The 18032-nt window shown below is 73.8% G+C and carries 16 protein-coding genes and 1 pseudogene; 6 read left to right on the top strand and 11 right to left on the bottom strand.

What is annotated here, in order from left to right; all coding sequences use genetic code 11:
- Positions 1-10: 10 nt before the first annotated feature.
- The 7 genes from C1I95_RS13490 to C1I95_RS13460 form a co-directional block, all read right to left on the bottom strand.
- Entirely contained in the window at positions 11-598 is a 588-nt protein-coding gene (locus tag C1I95_RS13490) for a TMEM165/GDT1 family protein (protein ID WP_111214163.1), read from the bottom strand.
- Positions 599-870: 272 nt separating this feature from the next.
- A complete protein-coding gene (gene egtD / locus C1I95_RS13485) occupies positions 871-1836 on the bottom strand; it encodes an L-histidine N(alpha)-methyltransferase (protein WP_111214162.1) in 966 nt (321 codons plus the stop codon).
- Positions 1837-1882: 46 nt separating this feature from the next.
- Complete coding sequence (gene egtC / locus C1I95_RS13480) at positions 1883-2629, bottom strand: ergothioneine biosynthesis protein EgtC (RefSeq protein ID WP_111214161.1); 747 nt, start codon at positions 2627-2629, stop codon at positions 1883-1885.
- Positions 2630-2639: 10 nt separating this feature from the next.
- Complete coding sequence (gene egtB / locus C1I95_RS13475; RefSeq protein WP_111214160.1) at positions 2640-3974, bottom strand: ergothioneine biosynthesis protein EgtB; 1335 nt, start codon at positions 3972-3974, stop codon at positions 2640-2642.
- The gene (egtA, locus tag C1I95_RS13470; RefSeq protein ID WP_111214159.1) at positions 3971-5206 is read right to left on the bottom strand and encodes an ergothioneine biosynthesis glutamate--cysteine ligase EgtA; all 1236 of its coding nucleotides are present in this window, start codon (positions 5204-5206) and stop codon (positions 3971-3973) included. Before egtA ends, egtB begins: the two co-directional genes overlap by 4 nt.
- A 139-nt stretch (positions 5207-5345) precedes the next feature.
- Positions 5346-6152, bottom strand: coding sequence for a hypothetical protein (locus tag C1I95_RS13465; RefSeq protein ID WP_111214158.1), 807 nt, complete (start codon positions 6150-6152; stop codon positions 5346-5348).
- Positions 6153-6168: 16 nt separating this feature from the next.
- On the bottom strand, positions 6169-6804 hold the full coding sequence (locus C1I95_RS13460; protein ID WP_111214157.1) for an RNA polymerase sigma factor: 636 nt from the start codon (positions 6802-6804) through the stop codon (positions 6169-6171).
- A 515-nt stretch (positions 6805-7319) separates the two neighbouring features.
- Here C1I95_RS13460 and C1I95_RS13455 point away from each other — a divergent pair.
- The 5 genes from C1I95_RS13455 (at position 7320) to C1I95_RS13435 (ending at position 12744) form a co-directional block, all read left to right on the top strand.
- The gene (locus C1I95_RS13455) at positions 7320-8681 is read left to right on the top strand and encodes a serine/threonine-protein kinase (protein ID WP_111214156.1); all 1362 of its coding nucleotides are present in this window, start codon (positions 7320-7322) and stop codon (positions 8679-8681) included.
- Positions 8682-8788: 107 nt separating this feature from the next.
- On the top strand, positions 8789-10051 hold the full coding sequence (locus tag C1I95_RS13450) for a nucleotide sugar dehydrogenase (RefSeq protein WP_111214155.1): 1263 nt from the start codon (positions 8789-8791) through the stop codon (positions 10049-10051).
- Between the two features lie 271 nt (positions 10052-10322).
- The gene (locus C1I95_RS13445) at positions 10323-11546 is read left to right on the top strand and encodes an ArsB/NhaD family transporter (protein ID WP_111214154.1); all 1224 of its coding nucleotides are present in this window, start codon (positions 10323-10325) and stop codon (positions 11544-11546) included.
- 90 nt (positions 11547-11636) lie between these two features.
- Positions 11637-12377, top strand: a complete 741-nt coding sequence (locus tag C1I95_RS13440) for a hypothetical protein (RefSeq protein WP_111214153.1) — start codon at positions 11637-11639, stop codon at positions 12375-12377.
- On the top strand, positions 12370-12744 hold the full coding sequence (locus C1I95_RS13435; RefSeq protein ID WP_111214152.1) for a winged helix-turn-helix domain-containing protein: 375 nt from the start codon (positions 12370-12372) through the stop codon (positions 12742-12744). The genes C1I95_RS13440 and C1I95_RS13435 overlap by 8 nt, the downstream gene beginning before the upstream one ends.
- 130 nt (positions 12745-12874) lie before the next feature.
- Here the strand turns inward: C1I95_RS13435 and C1I95_RS13430 are convergent, their stop codons facing one another.
- The 4 genes from C1I95_RS13430 to C1I95_RS13415 all read right to left on the bottom strand — a co-directional run bounded on the left by C1I95_RS13430 (position 12875) and on the right by C1I95_RS13415 (position 17394).
- Positions 12875-14485 (bottom strand): asparagine synthetase B family protein, encoded by a 1611-nt coding sequence (locus C1I95_RS13430; protein WP_111214151.1) that lies wholly within the window; start codon positions 14483-14485, stop codon positions 12875-12877.
- Positions 14486-14488: 3 nt separating this feature from the next.
- A complete protein-coding gene (locus C1I95_RS13425; RefSeq protein ID WP_111214150.1) occupies positions 14489-15445 on the bottom strand; it encodes a DUF5715 family protein in 957 nt (318 codons plus the stop codon).
- 168 nt (positions 15446-15613) lie between these two features.
- Positions 15614-16237, bottom strand: a complete 624-nt coding sequence (locus C1I95_RS13420) for a response regulator transcription factor (protein ID WP_111214149.1) — start codon at positions 16235-16237, stop codon at positions 15614-15616.
- On the bottom strand, positions 16234-17394 hold the full coding sequence (locus tag C1I95_RS13415; protein WP_233513645.1) for a sensor histidine kinase: 1161 nt from the start codon (positions 17392-17394) through the stop codon (positions 16234-16236). The genes C1I95_RS13420 and C1I95_RS13415 overlap by 4 nt, the downstream gene beginning before the upstream one ends.
- Positions 17395-17528: 134 nt before the next feature.
- Here C1I95_RS13415 and C1I95_RS13410 point away from each other — a divergent pair.
- A pseudogene (locus tag C1I95_RS13410) lies at positions 17529-18032 on the top strand (hypothetical protein); the annotation flags it as partial.

Below are 18032 nucleotides of genomic sequence, written 5' to 3'. Positions count from 1 at the left end.
CCGGGCCGGCTCAGCGCAGCTGCGCGACCGCCTCGACGATCAGCCAGATGCCGCTGATGGCGAACAGCGCGGCGGCACCGAACTTGATGGTCCGTTCCGGCAGCTTCCGGCCGAGCAACCGGCCGACGATGATGGCCAGCGCGTCCGCGGCGACCATGCCGATGGTCGAGCCGATCCAGGTGCCGAACCAGCCGTACTGGGTGGCCAGCGTGATCGTCGCGAGCATCGTCTTGTCGCCGAGTTCGGCCAGGAAGAACGCGACACCGACGGCCAGCACGGCCGACTTGCCGCCCTTGGCGGCCTTGCCCTTCTCCTCCTCGGTGAGCGTGTCTCCGCGCAGGGTCCACAGGCCGAAGCCGATGAAGGCCAGACCCGCCAGCAGCGAGATCCAGCCGGTGGGCAGGGCCGCACCGAGACTGTGGCCGATCGCCACCGAGGCCAGGTGCACCACGGCGGTGGCGACGGTGATGCCGATCAGGATCGGCACGGTGCGGTATCTGGTGGCGAAGGCCAGGGCCATCAGCTGGGACTTGTCTCCCAGCTCGGCAACGAAGATCACGCCGAAGCTGACCGCCAGCGCGACGAGGAAACCCTCCATGACGTCCTTCCGGATCAGGCCGGGAGGAGGTACGGGGATGCCCTCGACCCGGCTGTTGAAGCCTGGGTCGAAGGTCTCGCCCGCCTCATCGGTAACGAGGCCGCGTGGCCGGATGCGGAACGCACCAGTATGTCGACCACGACGTTGCGGGCTACTCCCCTTCGCTGCGCCCGAGCCTAGCCGATTACCGCCCGGCCCCGGCCGTCAGGGTGAGATGACCCACCCGCGCCGACAGTCGGGCCGGGTGTCGGGGGCGAGCCCGCCGACGTGGGTCAGTCGGCGCGGGCCAGGGTGACCCCGAACAGGGCGTCCGGGTCGGTCCAGAACCGCTCGGCGCGGAACCCCGCCGTGGCCAGTTCGGCGGCGATCCCCTCGGGGCGGAACTTCGCCGACACCTCGGTACGCAGCTCCTCCCCCGCGGCGAAGCTGACATCCAGGTCGAGCACCCGTAGTCGCATCGGCCGCTCGGCCCGCAGCCGCATCTCGATCCACTCCCGGTCCGGGTCCCAGAGCGCGACGTGGGTGAACGCCGCCGGGTCGAAGTCGGTGCCGAGTTCCCGGTTGAGCACCCGCAGCACGTTGCGGTTGAACTCGGCGGTCACCCCGGCCGCGTCGTCGTACGCGGGCACCATCACCGCCGGGTCCTTGACCAGGTCGGTGCCGATCAGCAGCCAGTCACCCACCTCCAGCGCGGCCCGCATCCCGGTGAGGAACTCGGCCCGCTCGGCCGGCAGCAGGTTGCCGATGGTGCCGCCGAGGAAGATCACCAGCCGCCGCCCGCCGGTGGGCAGCCGGTCCAGGTGCCGGGTGAAGTCCCCGACGATGCCGCGTACCCGCAGCCCGGGATAGTCGGCGGCCAGGGTGGCGGTGGACCCCGCCAGGGCGCTGACCGACACGTCCAGCGGCACGAACGTGCCCAGGCCGCCGCGACGGGTGAAGGCGTCCAGCAGCAACCGGGTCTTCTCCGACGACCCGGAACCGAGCTCGATCAGGGTCTTCGCGCCGGTCACCTCGACGATCTCGGCCGCGCGCTCGGCCAGCACCGCGCGCTCGGCCCGGGTCGGGTAGTACTCGGGCAGCCGGGTGATCTCCTCGAACAGTTCACTGCCCCGGGCGTCGTAGAACCACCTCGGCGGCAACCATTTCGCCCCGGCGGTCAGCCCGACCCGTACGTCCTGCCGCAGGCTGCGACCGATGTCCTGGTCGTCGAGGTGGATCTCGAGTGGCTCGGCGCTCATCTGTCTCCCCTTCCGTCGGCTTTCAGTAGTCGGTGACCGGGCCGGGTCACGGTGCCGCGAGGGCGTGCTGGCGTACCTCGGTCGCGGTGGCCGTCACGAGGTGTCCGTCGGGCACCTCCCGCCAGCCCGGGTCGTCGTCGTGCGGTTCGGAGGCCAGCAGCACCGAGGTCGGCGTGGCCCGCACGGACAGGGCGTGCCCGGCCACGCTGGCGACCACGGTGTGGCCGTCGGTGAGCAGCAGGTTGAGCCGCGACCCGGGGGCGGCCGCGGCGACCGAGGTGACCGTCTCGGCGACCGCCCGCGCCGGTGGGGCGCCCGCCCGCAGCCGGTCGCGGACCAGCGCCCACAGCAGCGCCGAGTCGGTGGTCGCGTCGAGGGTGAGCAGGTCACGTACGGGTAGCGCGGCGGCGAGCGGGACCACCGAGTCCGGCCAGCCGCGCACCACACCGTTGTGGCTGAACAGCCACCGGCCCTCGGCGAACGGCGCGGCGGCGGCGTCGACCACCGCCATGCCGACCGTGGCCGAGCGGACCGCGGCCAGCACCGCGCCGCTCGCGGTGACCGCCGCGAGGTCGGCGATGGTGGGGTCGCTCCAGATCGGCTGGGCCCGCCGGTACCGCACCGGCGCGCCGCCGTCCGGGTACCACCCGACGCCGAATCCGTCGGCGTTGATCGTTCCGCTGCCGCGCATGTCGCGCGGCGCCCAGGACTGGCGTAGCAGCGAGTGCGGTGGGTCGAACAGCAGCTCGCGCAGGGTCAGCGGCGGCCCCAGGTAGGCCAGGTGGCGACACATCAGGCGACCGTCACCGGTGGGACTCCTCGGGCCGGGCGTCGCGGGCGCAGCGGAAGCCGCTGAAGATCTGCCGACGGATCGGGTAGTCCCAGTTGCGGAAGGTGCCCCGGCAGGCGGCCCGGTCGGTGCCGAACGACCCGCCGCGCAGCACCTGGTAGTCGTCGCCGAAGAAGACCTCCGAGTACTCCCGGTACGGGAAGGCGGCGAAGCCCGGATAGCCCCGGAACGGGGTGGCCGTCCACTCCCACACGTCCCCGACGAGCTGGTGCACGCCCAGCGGCGAGGCGCCGGCCGGGTAGGCGCCGACCGGCGCCGGCCACAGGTGCCGCTGCCCCAGGTTGGCGTGCGTCGAGGTCGGCTCGTCGTCGCCCCACGGGTAGCGGCGGGACCGGCCGGTGGCCGGGTCCCAGCGGGCCGCCTTCTCCCACTCCGCCTCGGTGGGCAGCCGCTTGCCGGCCCAGCTGGCGTACGCCTGCGCCTCGTGGAAACAGACGTGCACCACCGGCTCGTCGTCGCGGACCCGGTCCCACCGGCCGAACCGCCGGTACGCCCAGCCGTCCCCGTCGCGCCGCCAGTGCATGGGCGCGTTCAGCCCGGCCTCCTGGCGATGTCGCCAGCCCGGCGCGCTCCACCAGCGCGGGTCGTCGTACCCGCCGTCGGCGATGAACTCGCGGTACGCCCCGTTGGTCACCGGCGCGGCGTCGATGACGTACGCGGGCAGCTCCACCCGGTGGGCCGGGCGTTCGTTGTCCAGCGCCCACGGGTCGGCGTCGGTGCCCATGGTGAACGGGCCGGCGGGCACCAGCACCTCAGCGGTCACCCGGGCGGCCGGCTCGGGCGGCGGCGGCGCCTGCAGCACCGCGGGGCCGGAGCGCAACTGGTGGGTGGCGAGCATGGTCTCGTCGTGCTGCTGCTCGTGCTGCACGATCATCCCGAAGGCGAAGCCGTCGGCGACCAGCGGACGGCTGTCGAAGGCGATGCCGTCCAGCAGGTCGTACACCTTGTCCCGGACGGTCGCCAGGTACGCCCGCGCCTCGGTCGGCGGCAGCAGCGGCAGCGACGGGCGGTCCTTGCGGGGCTGTTTGAAGGCGTCGTACAGGTCGTCGATGTCACGGCGGACCGGTTCCCGGCCCCCGACGTCCCGGACCAGCCAGAGCTCCTCCTGGTTGCCCACGTGGGCCAGATCCCACACCAGCGGGGACATCAACGGCGAGTGCTGGCGCACCAGGTCGCCGTCGTCCACCGCCTCGGTCAGCCGGGCGGTCCGGGCCCGGGTCCGTTCCAGTTCCGCCGCGATCCGGCCGCGCAGCCCCTCCGCGCTCCGATCGGTCGTGGTGTCGGTCACCGCTGCCTCCTCTCCGCGGCGTCGCGCCGCCGTCGTACCCCCTGGTCGATCTCGTCGTGCAGCGCCGCTGGCAGGCCGAGCCGCGGCAGCGCCGTCAGGGCCACGTCGAACAGGCCGGCGGCGGCCGCGGCCAGGCTCGGATCACGCAGGCCGCAACGCGCCGCGGTGTGCCAGCCGTCGGCCACCGGCGCGGCGACCGCCATCGCCGCGCCGACCGTGTCGGCGCCGGTGAGTAGGGCGGCCAGCACCGCCAGCGGCAGCGTCCACTCCCGGCCGGCCTGCGCGTCGAGGTACCGCAGTTCGAGGTAGCCACGCGGCCGTACCGGTGGGAAGAGCGTGCTCACGTGGTATTCGAGGTCGTCGGCGGTGGGCGGTCGGGGCAACGCCCCGTCGATCCAGTCGGCGAACGTCACGTCCGGCGGCGGGGTCCAGTCGCCGTCACCGTCCCGAACACAGAGCAGCGGGGCGGCCAGCACGTACGCGGTCCAGGCGGCGACCGGGTCCTCCTCGGCCCGGCCCGGCGTCCAGACCGGAGTGGTGCGGGCCGGATCGATGTCCCACCACGCCCCCATCCGCGCCGATGCCCATCCGGTGTCCCGACCCGCCTGCCGGCCGGCGGTGGCGAAGGCGGCCAGCAGCGGTGGCCCGACCGCGTGCACCAGCGCCCAGCGGGCGGCGAGCTGCTCCGGTTCTCCCGCGTCGAGACAGACCTGCAGGCCGGCGGTGCTGTACATCATCGTCCGCCCGGCCGGGCCACGCCGGTCGAAGACCCGGCGCATGGCGCGATACCGAGGGGTGTCGATCACCGGGCGCGGCCGGCGGTACGGGTCGAGGCCGGCGTGGCCGAGGGTCAGGCCGGCGGCGTCGAGCAGCCGGGTGACCTGGGTGATGTCGGACTGGGTGGCTTCGATCAGGGCGGCGACGGAGGCTCGCGGCGGGGTGGAGATCTCCAGCTGGCCGCCGGGCTCGACGGTCACCGTGCCGCCCTGGAGCAGTCGCAGGGCGGGACTCGTCGGATCAAGCGTGGTGGGACTGTACGGCCCCAGCGCCGCGCGCAGCTGCGCGGCGTCGACGGGGCGGGCGGGATCGGCGGCGTCGTGGACCGTCCATTCGAGCTCGACACCCGTGTGGGTCGGTGGCCCGGTCTTGAAGCAGATCCGGCCGAGGTGCCGGGCGGCCGCGGCGCGGTCACGCAGCACCGGGACCCGGTCCACCTCCGGCGACGCCACCATGCAACGGCCCCCTTCCCGGTGCTGGCTCAGCCGGGCCACCGTAACCCGCCCCTGTGACATCGGCGGGTCATCGGTGGCTCCACCCTCTGTCTAGCAGGGGTCGAACGCACGCCGAACGGAATTCGCCTTCCCGGTCCGGTCAGGCGGCGGGTGAGGCGCTGCCGGCAGGCTCCGGACCCGGACCGCCGTGCTTCGCCAACCACTTCGGGTCGGTCTCGGTCAGCAGTTCCTGGCAGTACCCGTCCACCTGGTCGGCACCGCCGGCCACCACCACCAGTTCGTTGAAGGCCGGCGTGGTCAGGGCCTTCTCCCGTTGGCGCTCGTTCTTGGACAGGTATGCCTTGCAGTGGCCGGACCGGTCTTCGGTGTTGCTGGAGTTTCCGGGGCCGAGGTACACCGTCGGGTCGGCATCCGGCTCCCCCGGCCCGGTGGGCGAGGGCGCGGACGCCGCCGGCGTCGGAACCGGCTCGCCGCTGGTCGGACCGCCGCTGGGCCGGCCGGTCAGGCCGTCGGTGGGCTGGGTGCCGCCCCCGGAGGGCTCCGCGCCGCCCCCGGTGGTCGCCGGTGCGGGCGATCCGGTGACCGGGGCCGGTGGCGGGACGGGCGGCTGGGCCGGGCGGTCCAGGCTGACGGCCGCCAGAGCGGCGCCCGCGGTCGCGGTGGCGGCGATGCCGGCGATCCAGGCCACGACCGGGGCGGTGAACCGGCGTCGGCGCGACCGGGGCGCCGGTTTCGGCTCCGTACCGCCCTGCCGGGCCGCGCGGAACGCGGCGAGCGCCGCCTGTTCACCGGCGAGTTCGTGCGGTCGGGGCGGGGCCGCGGCGGCCCGCAGCAGCTCGGCCGTCGGGTCCGGCGGGCCGGCCGGGGGCTGCGGCGCGCGGGCGGCGTCGAGCAGCCGGTCGTGGTCGGTCCGGGACCCCGCCCCGCCCGACCACCGCAGGATCATGCGCAGTTCCCTCACGTCAACCGTCCACCGGTTCGGAGTGCGGGGCCGACGGGTACGGGTCGGTACGCGGACGCGGCGGAACACCGTCCCCCGGCACGGCCGGCATGGCGGTGATCTCGGCGCGCTGGTCCAGCAGAACCGCCAGCCGCCGCAGGCCACGGTGGGCGGCCGTGCGCACGGCGCCGGCGCGGCGGCCGAGCACCCGGCCGGCGGTCTCGGCGTCGAGCCCGACGACGGCGCGCAGCAGAACGGCCTCGGCCTCGCGGGGTGGCAGGCTGGCGATCATCGCGAGGGCCGCCTCGGTACCGATGGTCTCCCCGGCGCGTTCGGCGGTGTCGGCGTCCCCGGCCAGTTCGCTGAGTTCCTGGACCGGCACCGACAACGCGGGGCGACGGCGTTGCCGACGCAGGTGGTCCATGGCCCGGTTACGGGCGATGGTGACGGCCCAGGCACGGAACTCTCCACCAGTGAAGTTGGGCAGGTCGCGGGCGACCTGCAACCACGTCTCCGACGCGACGTCCTCGGCGTCCGCGCCGACCAGGGCGGTCAGGTAACGCAGCAGCCCCGGTTGGAGGCTGCGGTAGAGGAAGCGGAAGGCTTCCTCGTCACCGGCCTGGGCCGCCTCGACGGCCCGACTCAGTTCACCGGTCATGGCCCTGCTGCTTCCGCTCCACCGGTCCTCTCGCGGGACGTTTGCCGGCCGGGCGCGCATCGTACCGGCCCGGTCCTCGGGCCGGACCTGTTCCAGCACCCCGCCCCCGTCGACCTATTCGCTTCGGACCGCCTTGGCCCCCCAAGCGGATTCTTCCCCCACACCGCTGCGGACCACAACCACCGACCGTGCAGACGCCGCCGATGCCGCTGGATCGGGCTAACGTTAGGAGCGCGAGACGAGGCACGACAAGGCACCCTGACCGCCCGTCCCAGTGAGAATTGTCTACCGCCCCGACGGCGTTTCGCTGTAACACGCCGCGGCCCGATGACGCTCCGCCGCGGCCCGACGGCCGGTGTCGGCAGGGCCGACCGGCACCGGGGCGACCCCGCCGAGCGGGCCGTCACGCACGGTGCCGGTAAGGTCACCAGAGCGCGCCGGGCCTGACTACCGGGCCGGGCTGGGCGCGGCCCGGCCGGCGCGCCGTTCGTGGCCACTGTGGGTACGGTGGTGCCGTGTTGTCTTCGGAGGTCGTACTCAGCCGTCGATACCGCTTGGATGAGCGTGTCGCCACCGGCGGCATGGGCGACGTCTGGCGGGCCTCCGACCTGATCCTCGGCCGGCAGGTCGCGGTCAAGGTGCTCCTGCCCTCGCTGGTGTCCGACCCCGACTTCATCGCCCGGTTCCGCGCCGAGGCCCGGATCATGGCGGCGCTGCGCCATCCGGGGATCGTGCAGGTCTTCGACTGCGGCGAGGACGACCTGCCCGGCGGAGGCCGGGCCGACTACCTGGTCATGGAGTTCGTCACCGGCCAACCGCTGTCGAGGCGGATCGAGGCCGAGGGCCGACTGGACGTGGGCGAGACCATGTCGGTCGTCGCGCAGGCGGCACAGGCGTTGAACGCCGCACACCTCGGCGGGATCGTGCACCGCGACGTGAAGCCGAGCAACCTGCTGGTGCAGGAGGACGGCACGGTCGTCCTGGTCGACTTCGGCGTCGCCCGCTCGACCAACGTGACGAGCATCACCAGCACCAACGCGGTGCCCGGCACCGCGCTCTACATGGCCCCCGAACAGGCCGCCGGGCGGCCGGTCTCCGGCGCGACCGACCTGTACGCGCTCGGCGCGGTCGCCTACTGCTGCCTGACCGGCAGCCCGCCGTTCACCGGCGACAACCCGCTCCAGGTCGCCGTCCGGCATCTCGACGACGCGCCGCCGGAACTGCCGCACGACATCCCGGAGGCGGTGCGGGCGTTGGTCGACCGCGCCCTGGCCAAGGATCCCGCCGATCGGTTCAGCAGCGGCGCGGCGATGGCGGAGGCGGCCCGGGCCGCCGTGTCGGAGAGCTCCCTGCCCACCGCGTTGGTCCCGGCCGCCGCGGCGCTGCGCGACGCCGGGCCGGGGACCCGCACGGATCTTCCGACGGTGGGCGCCGGGCCGGCCACCGGCCGACGACGCCGCGGCCCCCTCGTCGGCGCGGTCACCGCCGTGCTGGTCGGGTTGGCGGCGCTCGGCGCGGCGCTCAGCGCGGCCGGCGATGCCGACACCCCGGCGGTGAAGCTGCCCACCAACACGCCGACCGCCGAATCCTCCGTCGAGGAGCAGATCCTGCCGAGCCAGGACGAGACCGCGGTCGCCCCGGCCCCGCCGCTGCGGCCGGCCGGCTCGACGGCCCGCCCGAGCAAGTCGCCGTCGCCGTCGGTGTCGTCGCCGCAACCCAGCGAGTCGACCGCACCCGAGTCACCCGACCCGACGGAGCCCACCCCCGAACCGACCACGACCAGCCCCGAGCCGACGACCGAGCCGACGACCTCGGCGCCGCCTCCGACGACGCCGCCTCCGACGACGTCGCCGGCTTCCGAGGCGGGCTCCGGCTGAGCCCCATCCGTCCCAAGCTCCCCGAATTCCCCGAAACGGACACACGGCATCACACGGCGCTCTAGGCTCGTTACCGGTCGTTACCTCCGTCTGTTTCGGGAGCCCGGGTGAGCGTGGAGAAGTTGGTCGTCATCGGCCAGGGTTACGTCGGCCTGCCGCTGGCCGTGCGGGCGGTGGAAGCCGGCCTGGACGTGGTCGGCCTCGACGTCGACGCCGACCGGATCAAGCGGCTCACCTCGGGCGAGTCGTACGTGGCGGACATCCCCGCCGACCGGCTCGGCCGGGCTCTGGCCAGCGGTCGCTACCGCCCGAGCACCGAGTACGCCGACGCCAAGGACTTCGACGTCTGCGTGATCACGGTGCCGACGCCGCTGCGCGACGGCACCCCGGACCTGAGCTTCGTGGAGCAGGCCGGTGTCGGGATCGGGCCGTACCTGCGGCCGGGCTGCACGGTGATCCTGGAATCAACCACCTACCCCGGCACCACGGAGGAGCTGCTCCGCCCGCTGCTGGAGTCGGCCAGCGGGCTGCGCAGCCCCGGAGACTTCCACCTCGGGTACAGCCCCGAGCGGATCGACCCGGGCAACCGAGCCTGGCGGCTGGAGAACACCCCGAAGGTGGTCGCCGGCGTGGACAGCGCCTCCCTGGCCCGGGTCGACGGGTTCTACCAGCGCCTGGTGGAACGCACCGTCCCGGTGGACTCGACCCGGGTGGCCGAGCTGACCAAGCTGATCGAGAACACCTTCCGCCAGGTCAACATCGCACTGGTCAACGAGCTGACCATGCTCTCCCACCAACTGGACATCGACGTGTGGCAGGCGATCGAGGCGGCGGAGACCAAGCCCTTCGGCTTCATGCCGTTCCGGCCGGGCCCCGGCGTCGGCGGGCACTGCCTGCCGATCGACCCGTGCTACCTGTCCTGGCAGGTCAAACGCCGCCTCGGTCGACAGTTCCGGTTCATCGAGCTGGCCAACGACGTCAACCACGAAATGCCCGAGCACGTGGCGCAGCGGGTGATGACGGGGTTGAACCGGTCGGGACGGGCGGTCAGCGGCGCCCGGCTGCTGCTGCTCGGTCTGGCGTACAAGCGCAACACCGGGGACATGCGCGACTCGCCGGCCGTCGACGTGGCCCGCCGGTTGACGGAACTCGGCGCCGACGTCCGCGCGGTGGAGCCGTACGCCGAGCCGCACCACCTTCCCGCCGGGATGCTGACGGTGGACCTGACCGAGCGTGAGGTTCGCGAGGCCGACGCCGTGGTGGTGGTCACCGACCACGACGTGTTCGACTACGACCTGGTGGCGCGGCACGCCCGCTACGTCTTCGACACCCGCAACCGCTGCACCGGCCCCACCGTCGAACGCCTCTAGGAAAGACAGGCCCCGGCTCACTGATCGGCGAGCGCCTCGACCACCGGGCGGGCCAGCGCCCGGTTCACGGTCACTCAGCGTACGTGCCGGCCAGTCGAGTCGCCACGACGCATCGTCAAGGCGCCACTGAAGCAGCCGACCGACGCGTCGCCACCCCGATCCTCTTCCCGGACGGCGGCTACGAAGGCCGGTGCGGCGAACCGGTGCCGGTGTCGGCCGTCGCCTCGGAATACGCCGGCGGGCAGCGGCGGAGGTGCGAAAATGGCTGGTCGTGACGTCCGTCGGGGGTGGCCCACGCACTCCGATCCGACCGGCCTGGCGCCGGCTACACCCGCTGGACGCGATCGCCGTCGCGCTGGCCGTGGCGGGTGCCGGCTGCGTCGCGACCGGGCTGCTCCCCCGCGCCGACGCCACGGCGACCCTCACGCGCATCCTGCCGCTGCTGCTCTTCCTCGGCACCGTGGTGGTGCTCGCCGAACTGACCGCCGCGGCCGGGGTCTTCGACGTACTCGCCACCCGGCTGGCGGTCGTGTCCCGGGGCAGTTGGCCGGCGCTGTTCGCGCTCTGCGTCGGCTTCGCCGCGCTGACCACGGTCGTGCTCAACCTGGACACCACGGCGGTACTGCTCACTCCGGTGATGCTCGCGCTCGCGGTCACGCTGCGCACGGCGGTGGCCCCGCTGGCGGTCACCACGGTCTGGTTGGCGAACACGGCGAGTCTGCTGCTGCCGGTGTCCAACCTGACCAACCTGCTCGCCGCGGACCGGGTCGGGCTCGATCCGCTGGCGTACGCGGGCGTGATGTGGCTGCCTCAGCTGGCGGCTCTCGCGGTCACCACGGTTCTGCTCTGGTACTTCTGGTGGCGGCGGGACCGGCCGGCCACCGGCCGCTTCGCGCCGCCGGAGGTGCACCGACCCGCCGACCCGGTGCTGTACCGCACCGCCCTCGTGGCCTGCCTGCTGTTCGTCGCCGGGATCCTGGCCGGGGCGCCGGTCGGCCTCGCCTCGGCGGCGGCGGCCGCCCTGCTGCTGCTCGGCTTCGCGCTCCGCTTCCCCGGCACGTTGCGCCCGGCGCTCCTGCCCTGGCGGCTGCTGGTCTTCGTCACCGGGCTGTTCCTGGTCGTCCAGACGATCGGCCAGCACGGGCTCGACGACCTGGTGGCCTGGCTGGCCGGCCGGGACGGCGGGGCTCCCGGGGCGCTGCGCGCGGGCGGCACCGGCGCGCTGCTGGCCAACCTGGTGAACAACCTGCCGGCCTACCTGGCTGTCGAGGCGGTGCTGCCGGCCGGCGACCGACAACGGCTGTTCGCGCTGCTGATCGGCACCAACGTGGGTCCGCTGGCCCTGCCGTGGGCGTCGCTGGCGACGCTGCTGTGGTTGGAACGCTGCCGGGCCGCCGGCGTCGCGGTGCCGCTGGCCCGTTACCTGCTCACCAGCGCCGCCCTGGCCGTTCTCGGCACGCTCGCCGCAATCGGCACCCTGCTGCTCACCAGCTGACCCGCCCGGAGTTCGGCCTTGCCCCGGCCTCCACTCCCGCATAAGCTTTGCTTTGCAGAGTTATCGCTGCCGCAGAGTTGGGAGTACCGGATGGATCGGGGTGCCGCCGGAGAGGCAGCGGAGACCCTTGCCGCGCTTGAGCAGTTGCGCAGACGAACGCACCAGCGGACCCACGGCGGCGCCTGGCTGCCGGCACTCGGCGTCGCCGTCCTGCTGCTGGCCAGCATGGCCCTCTACCGCTATCCGCTGAGCCAGACCAACTCGATCGACGCCGATTACCCGTTCTGGGCCGGGCTGCCCGACGAACAGGTCAGCCCGGTGGCGTCGTACGTCTTCTGGTTCGTCGGCACGCCACTGCTGTTCGCCGGCATGGCGCTCTGGTACGCCTGGCGGGCCCGCCGCTACGGCGTACGGGTGGCGTGGCCGCTGGTCGCGGCCACCGGGCTCGGCGTGCTGGTGCTGCTGGCCGTGTTCGCGGCGGTGCCCACCGGGCCGGTACCGGTCGGGCTCACCCTCCCCAACGGCCCGCACTGGGGTGGGTTGCTGACCCCACTGCTCCCGCTCGCCGCAGCGGTCGTCGTACTGGGCCGGGCCGAACGCAGCCGTGGCCTGGTCGCCGCGGGCGGGTGGATCGCCCTGCTCACCGCCTGGTTGTGCACGACGTTTCCGCTCGGATACCTGCCCGGCTGGTTCACCGTGATGACCGGCGGCACCGAATTCGGCGGCCAGTTGTCGCTACGACCCGGCCACTATCTTGTCCTGATGGCCCTCCCGCTGCTGGTCGTCGCCGCCGTCAACCTGGCCGTGGCGCGGCGGGCCGCACGTGACTGAACCCCGGGCCGGGCGGCCGGAGGCGACCGGGCAGCCGCCGCACCCGGCGACGGTCCTCGACGACGTCGTGCACCAGCGGGTGCGGTTGGGCATCCTCACCGTGCTCAGCGAGGCATACGAGTGCCGGTTCGCCACGCTGCGCGACGAGCTCGGCCTGACCGACGGCAATCTCAACCGGCACCTGCGGATCCTGGAGCAGGCCGGGCTGCTCCAGGTGAGCAAGGGGTACGAGGGCCGCCGGCCGGTGACCTGGCTGCGGCTGACCCGCGAGGGCCGTACGGCGCTGCGCGCCGAGGTGGCCGCGCTGGAACAGCTCGTCAGCCGGATCCGTACCGCCGTCCTCGACCCGCCCGACGGCGAAGACTGAGGGCTACTCCGAGACTCCAACAGGCGCGTGGTCACGCTCGATCCGGGATCGAGTGGCCCGGCGACCCGGACGAGGCCACTCGGCCCTGGATCGGGTGGCCTCGTCAACCGGCGCGGGCCCGCCCGTCGGTTCAGCCGGGCAGCGGCGCCTCGTCGCCCCCGTTGCGGCGCGGCGTGACCAGCCGGCGCACCATCGGGGCGGCGTTCCAGCGGGCCGCGCCCACCAGGTCGCGGGCGTGTTCCAGCACGGTGTAGTCCGGCCTCGCCCGGCCGGCGGCGATCGCGGCGTCCAGGTCGTTGCCGCAGCGCATCAGCACGCTGTCGAAGTCGCGGCGTACCGGCTCCAGCAGGTCGTACCCGAAGGAGCGGTGCAGCCGGGCGAAGAGCGGCTTGTACAGCCGGGCCCGCTCGTGCAGCCCGGAGGAGTACGACATCGGGTTCTTCGGCCGGCGCCGGACGTAGTCGGGCAGCAGGTCGGCGAAGGCCCGCCGGACGATCCACTTATCCTGGCCGTCCCGCATCTTCAGCTCGATCGGCAGCCGCATCGCCAGTTCGACCAGGGCCAGGTCCAGGAAGGGCACCCGGGCCTCCACCCCGAAAGCCATGCTGGTCCGGTCGACCCGCTGCAACTCGGTACGGCAGAGGTTACGGATCTTGTGCAGGAAGAGGCGATGGGACGCCTCCGGCCCGACCTCGTGGTACATCGGGTAGCCGCCGAACAGTTCGTCCGAGCCGTCACCGGTGAGTACGACCTTGATCCCCAGCTCGCGCAGCCGACGGAAGATCGGCACCGAGACCACCGCGTTGATGATGTCGCCGTACTCGGTCAGCTCGGAGATCCGGATCGCCTCCCGGATGTCGGCCAGCCGGATGTCGCGCGGGCGAAGCTCGATCACCTCGTGCGGCACGCCGAGGTCCTTCGCCAGCCGCCGGGCGTACGCCAGGTCGGGGCTTCCCGGCGCGCCGACGGTGACCGCGACGCAGTCCGGGTGCAGCTGCGCCGCGTGCAGCAGCGCCAGCGAGCTGTCCAGGCCGCCGGAGAGCACCACACCCACGGTGAGGTCGGTGTCCAGCCGCACCCGGATGCTGTCGGTGAGGGCGGTACGGACGAGCAGGGCGGCCTCGTCCGAGTCCGCCACCACCGGCAGTCCCGCGCCGAGGGAGAGCAGGTCCACGTACGGTCGCAGTCGGACCGGCCGGTCGGCCTCGGCCCAGCCGTGGTGCCCGGGCGGCACCTCGACCACCGGCGCGCCCGCCCGGACCAGCGCCTTGATCTCGCTGGCGACGTGCAGGCACCCCGGGGTCCGCGACCAGTACAGCGGCTTCACCCCGAGCGGATCCCGCACCAGGTACGCGCGACCGGTGGCCCGTTCCACGATGGCGAAGGCGTACTCGCCGCGCAGCCGGGTCACCATCCGCTCGCCCCAGCGCTGGAACGCGGCGAGCACCACCTCGGTGTCGCTGGTGGTGTGGAACCGGTGGCCCAGGCCGGTCAGCTCCGCGCGCAGCTCGTGGTGGTTGAAGACCTCGCCGTTGTAACAGAGCAGCCAGCGCTCGTCGCCGGAGAGCCAGGGCTGCACCGCACGGTTGCGGTCCACCACCCGCAGCCGCCGGGTACCGGCGAACAGGCCGGTCTCGTACCGGGTCTCGGTGACCTCGCCGCGCGGGACGAGCCGGGTGAGCATCCGCCGGAAGATCGCCGGGTCGGCCTCCGGGCCGAGGCTGAGCACGATGCCGCACAAGGTTCAGACCCCCATCTCGGCCTCGTACGCCCGACGCAGGCGCAGAGTCGCCGACGGTGCGGCACAGATGTGCCAGGCCTGCCCCTCGTCGACCACGTTGATCTCGCCGGCCCGTTGTCGGGTCAGCAGTAGCCCGGCCAGGGTGTCCCGGACGCCGAAGCGGCCGAACCAGTCCATCTCGACGTCTGCCGCCCAGCCCAGGCAGTGACCACTCGGCACCATCGCGGCGTACCCCAGGCGGCGCAACCGGTACTGGTGCTCGGCACTGCGGACCAGGCTGGTCACCCACAGTGGCGGGGTGCCCGCCGGGGTGGCGGCGGCGAACTCGCGGCCGATGTCGTTGAGCAGGGCGACCACCTCGCGGCGGGCCCGACAGAACAGCAGCCCGGCGGTACGCGGCATGGCGTCCGGCCGCACCCGGCGGCGCAGCGCCCGTACGCCCCGGCCGACGACCGTCCGGGGCTGCTCGGTGTAGCGGAAGCGCAGCAGGTCACGGCGCCGCAGCCACTCCAGGTCGACCAGTTCGGTGCTGTGGTGGACCTCGGGGTCGGTGAGGAAGGTGGCCGATTCGCGCCACCACATCACGTCGATGCGGGACAGCAGGTAGATGCGCACGAGCGCGGCCAGGTCGCCGGCGGAGCTGCGCGCGTTGGGCTGGTACCGGGCCATCTCCAGCAGCAGAGTCTCGCGGGCGCCGATCAGCCCCTGGGCGGTGGCGTCGAGCACCGCGGCGAGGGCCGGTTCCCGCAGTCGCTGGTCGATCAGCACCTGGCGGGCCTTCGTACTGCTCGCCCCGGCGAGGGCGCCCACCTCGACCAGCAGCTCGGCCACGGCGTCGCGGTAGGCGTTCAGGTCGGGCCCGACCGTCGCCGACAGGCGCCCGGAACTCCACGGGCGGCGCCGGGCCGGGGTGACGGGAGGACCGGACCGATGTCCCGGGCTTCGGCTGGGCACTCGCATGGTGGGTCCTCTCTCCCGTCGTGCGGTGATCGCCTGTCGCCGACAGTAATCACGCGGACCGGGATGAGTCCGAACAATCCTCCTATCTACTTCTAAGGAAGACGGCACCGACCGTACGGCCCGGACCGGGACGTACCAGGGGCACGCCCGGCGGTCCGGGACGAACCGTCAGAACCAGTCGTTGTCCTGTGCGATCCGCCGGGCCTCGGCGCGCGTCGTCGCCCCCAGCTTCTGCACCGCCAGCGCGAGGTAGTTGCGCACCGTGCCCGCCGACAGGTGCGTCTGTCGGGCGATCACCGCGACCGGCACGCCGTCGCCGGCCAGCCGCAGCGTCTCCAGCTCACGCGGGGTCAGCGGGCAGGGCGGGATGGTGAGCGCGTCGGCCGCGAGCGCCGGATCGACGTACCGGCCGCCGGCGTGCACCCGGCGGATCACGTCGGCGAGCGCGCCACCCGGGGCACCCTTGGGCAGGTAGCCGCGGGCGCCGGCACCGAGGGCGCGGGCCAGGTGCGCCGGTCGGCCCTGGCCGGTGAGGATGACCACCGCGCACGCCGGCAGCGCCCGGGCCAGCTCGGCGGCGACCTGGAAGCCGTCCCGCCGGGGCATGGACAGGTCGATCACGGCCACGTCGGGCCGGTGGGCGAGGGCGGCGGTCACCGCCGCATCCCCGTCGGCCGCCTGCGCGACGACCGCCAGGTCCTCCTCGAGGTCGAGCAGGGCGGCGAGGGCGGCACGGATCAGCTCCTCGTCGTCGGCGAGCAGGACCCGGATCCGGTCACGGTCGGTGGTCATGCGGCGGTCGGCACGGTCGCCTCGACGGTGAAGACGCCGTCGGCGCAGCGGGTGTGCAGCTGTCCGCCGGCCACGGCGAGGCGGTCGGCCAGGCCGCGCAGGCCGTGGCTGTGCCGGTCCGGTGCCGCCGGGACGGTCACCCCGTCGTTGGTCACGGTCATCCGCGCCACGTCCTCCTCCTGGCTGATCTCGATCCGGCACCAGCCGGCCCGGCTGTGCCGCAGCACGTTGGTGCCGGCCTCGCGGAGCACCGCCGCCAGCTGGGTCGCCGCCTCCGGCGGCAGCTCACCGGCCGGTGGCACGACCGTGCACCGTACCCCGGAGGATCGGAGCACCTCGCCGACGGCGGTGAGCTGCTCGGCGAGGTCGACCCGGCGGTACCCGTGCACGGTGCGGCGCAGCTCGGTCAGCGCGGTGGCGGCCAGTCGCTGCGCCTCGGCCGCCTCCCGGCCCGCCCGCTCGGGGTCGTCGGGCGCGAGCCGGGCGGCCAGTTCGGCCTTCAGGGCGATCACGGTCAGGTGGTGCCCGAGCAGGTCGTGCACGTCTGCGGCGAAACGCAGCCGCTCCTGCGCGGCGACCAGCCGGGCCTGGGCCGCCCGCCCCTGCTCGGCCTGCACCAGCAGCCGCCAGAACCACACCTGGAAGCCGTTCACCGCGGCGATGCCGAGGCCGAGGACGCCGGTGACCAGCAACGACCGGCCGACCGACGGGCCGGTGGCCCCGGCCACCGCTACGGACACCGCGACGGCGACCAGCGCCACCGGCACCACCAGGCGGAACGGGGCCAGCAACGGAACCCCGCCGACGACGGCCGCGCCCAGCCAGGCCCAGGTGGGCCAGGCGTCGCCGGCGACCGGTGCGACCAGCGGCACGCTGAGCACCGTCACGCCGGCGTACGCGTACCGCAGCCGGCGGCGCAGCCCGCCGGCCGGCCCGGGGGTGACCGCGGCGTACAGCGCCACCGCCAGCACCAGCGCGAACGCGGCGATCCCGACCGCACCCGAGGCCACCCGCCACGCGTCCGGTTCCCGGGCCAGCCCGACCGCCGGCAGGACCAGGGTGCCGGCCATGCCGGAGGCGAGGGAGACGAGAGTCGCGGCCCGGGCGCGGAACAGGGTCCGCCCGCCGCCCGACACCGTCGGCTCCGCCACCACCACGGTCGCCAGGGTAGAGCGCGCCGCCACACCGGTGGACCCACCGGAGTGCCCGGTCCGATCGTGTGTTCCGCCCGGCCGACCGGTGACATCGGGTGGCTGGTTCCCGTGACACGCGCGCCGCGACGCTCGATGACATGACAGAGCTGACGCCGACCGCCCCGGCGAGGACGCCTCCCGACACGACGCCGCCGGGCACGACGTCGTCCAACACGGCGCCGCCGGGCACGATGCCTTCCGGGCAACGGGCCGGATCGGCGGGCCGCGCCCGGCTCCGGCACCTGGCTCGGCACCTGCTGGAGATGGTGCTGGCCATGGTGGCCGGCATGCTGCTGCTCGGGCCGGCGCGCGCCGCCCTGGGTACGGCGTTCGGGCTCGCCCCGGCGTCCCCCGGCCTCGGCGCGCTGCTGATGGCCACCGACATGAGCCTCGGCATGGCGGTCTGGATGGGGTACCGGGGGCACTCCGGCGCGGCGATCGGCGAGATGGTGCTGGCCATGTACGCACCGGTCCTGCTGCTGCTCGTGCCGTACCGGGCCGGGCTGCTCGACGCGGACACCCTGCTGGCCGGCGCGCACCTGCTGATGGTGCCGGCGATGGCCGCGGTGGTGCTGCGGCGCCGGGGCGAGTACGTCCGGCAC

The sequence above is a fragment of the Micromonospora craterilacus genome, assembly GCF_003236315.1.
Taxonomy (GTDB): Bacteria; Actinomycetota; Actinomycetes; order Mycobacteriales; family Micromonosporaceae; genus Micromonospora; species Micromonospora craterilacus.
Note: the sequence above shows the minus strand (reverse complement) of the source record. Positions and strands in the feature narration are given on the sequence as shown.

Bases quoted from the DNA above. Each gene is read 5' to 3' on its own strand.
- egtC (WP_111214161.1), bottom strand. From the start codon at position 2,629: ATGTGTCGCCACCTGGCCTACCTGGGGCCGCCGCTGACCCTGCGCGAG.
- C1I95_RS13420 (WP_111214149.1), bottom strand. From the start codon at position 16,237: ATGACCACCGACCGTGACCGGATCCGGGTCCTGCTCGCCGACGACGAG.
- C1I95_RS13490 (WP_111214163.1), bottom strand. From the start codon at position 598: ATGGAGGGTTTCCTCGTCGCGCTGGCGGTCAGCTTCGGCGTGATCTTC.
- egtD (WP_111214162.1), bottom strand. From the start codon at position 1,836: ATGAGCGCCGAGCCACTCGAGATCCACCTCGACGACCAGGACATCGGT.
- C1I95_RS13425 (WP_111214150.1), bottom strand. From the start codon at position 15,445: ATGCGAGTGCCCAGCCGAAGCCCGGGACATCGGTCCGGTCCTCCCGTC.
- C1I95_RS13440 (WP_111214153.1), top strand. From the start codon at position 11,637: ATGGATCGGGGTGCCGCCGGAGAGGCAGCGGAGACCCTTGCCGCGCTT.
- C1I95_RS13465 (WP_111214158.1), bottom strand. From the start codon at position 6,152: ATGATCCTGCGGTGGTCGGGCGGGGCGGGGTCCCGGACCGACCACGAC.
- C1I95_RS13460 (WP_111214157.1), bottom strand. From the start codon at position 6,804: ATGACCGGTGAACTGAGTCGGGCCGTCGAGGCGGCCCAGGCCGGTGAC.
- egtA (WP_111214159.1), bottom strand. From the start codon at position 5,206: ATGGTGGCGTCGCCGGAGGTGGACCGGGTCCCGGTGCTGCGTGACCGC.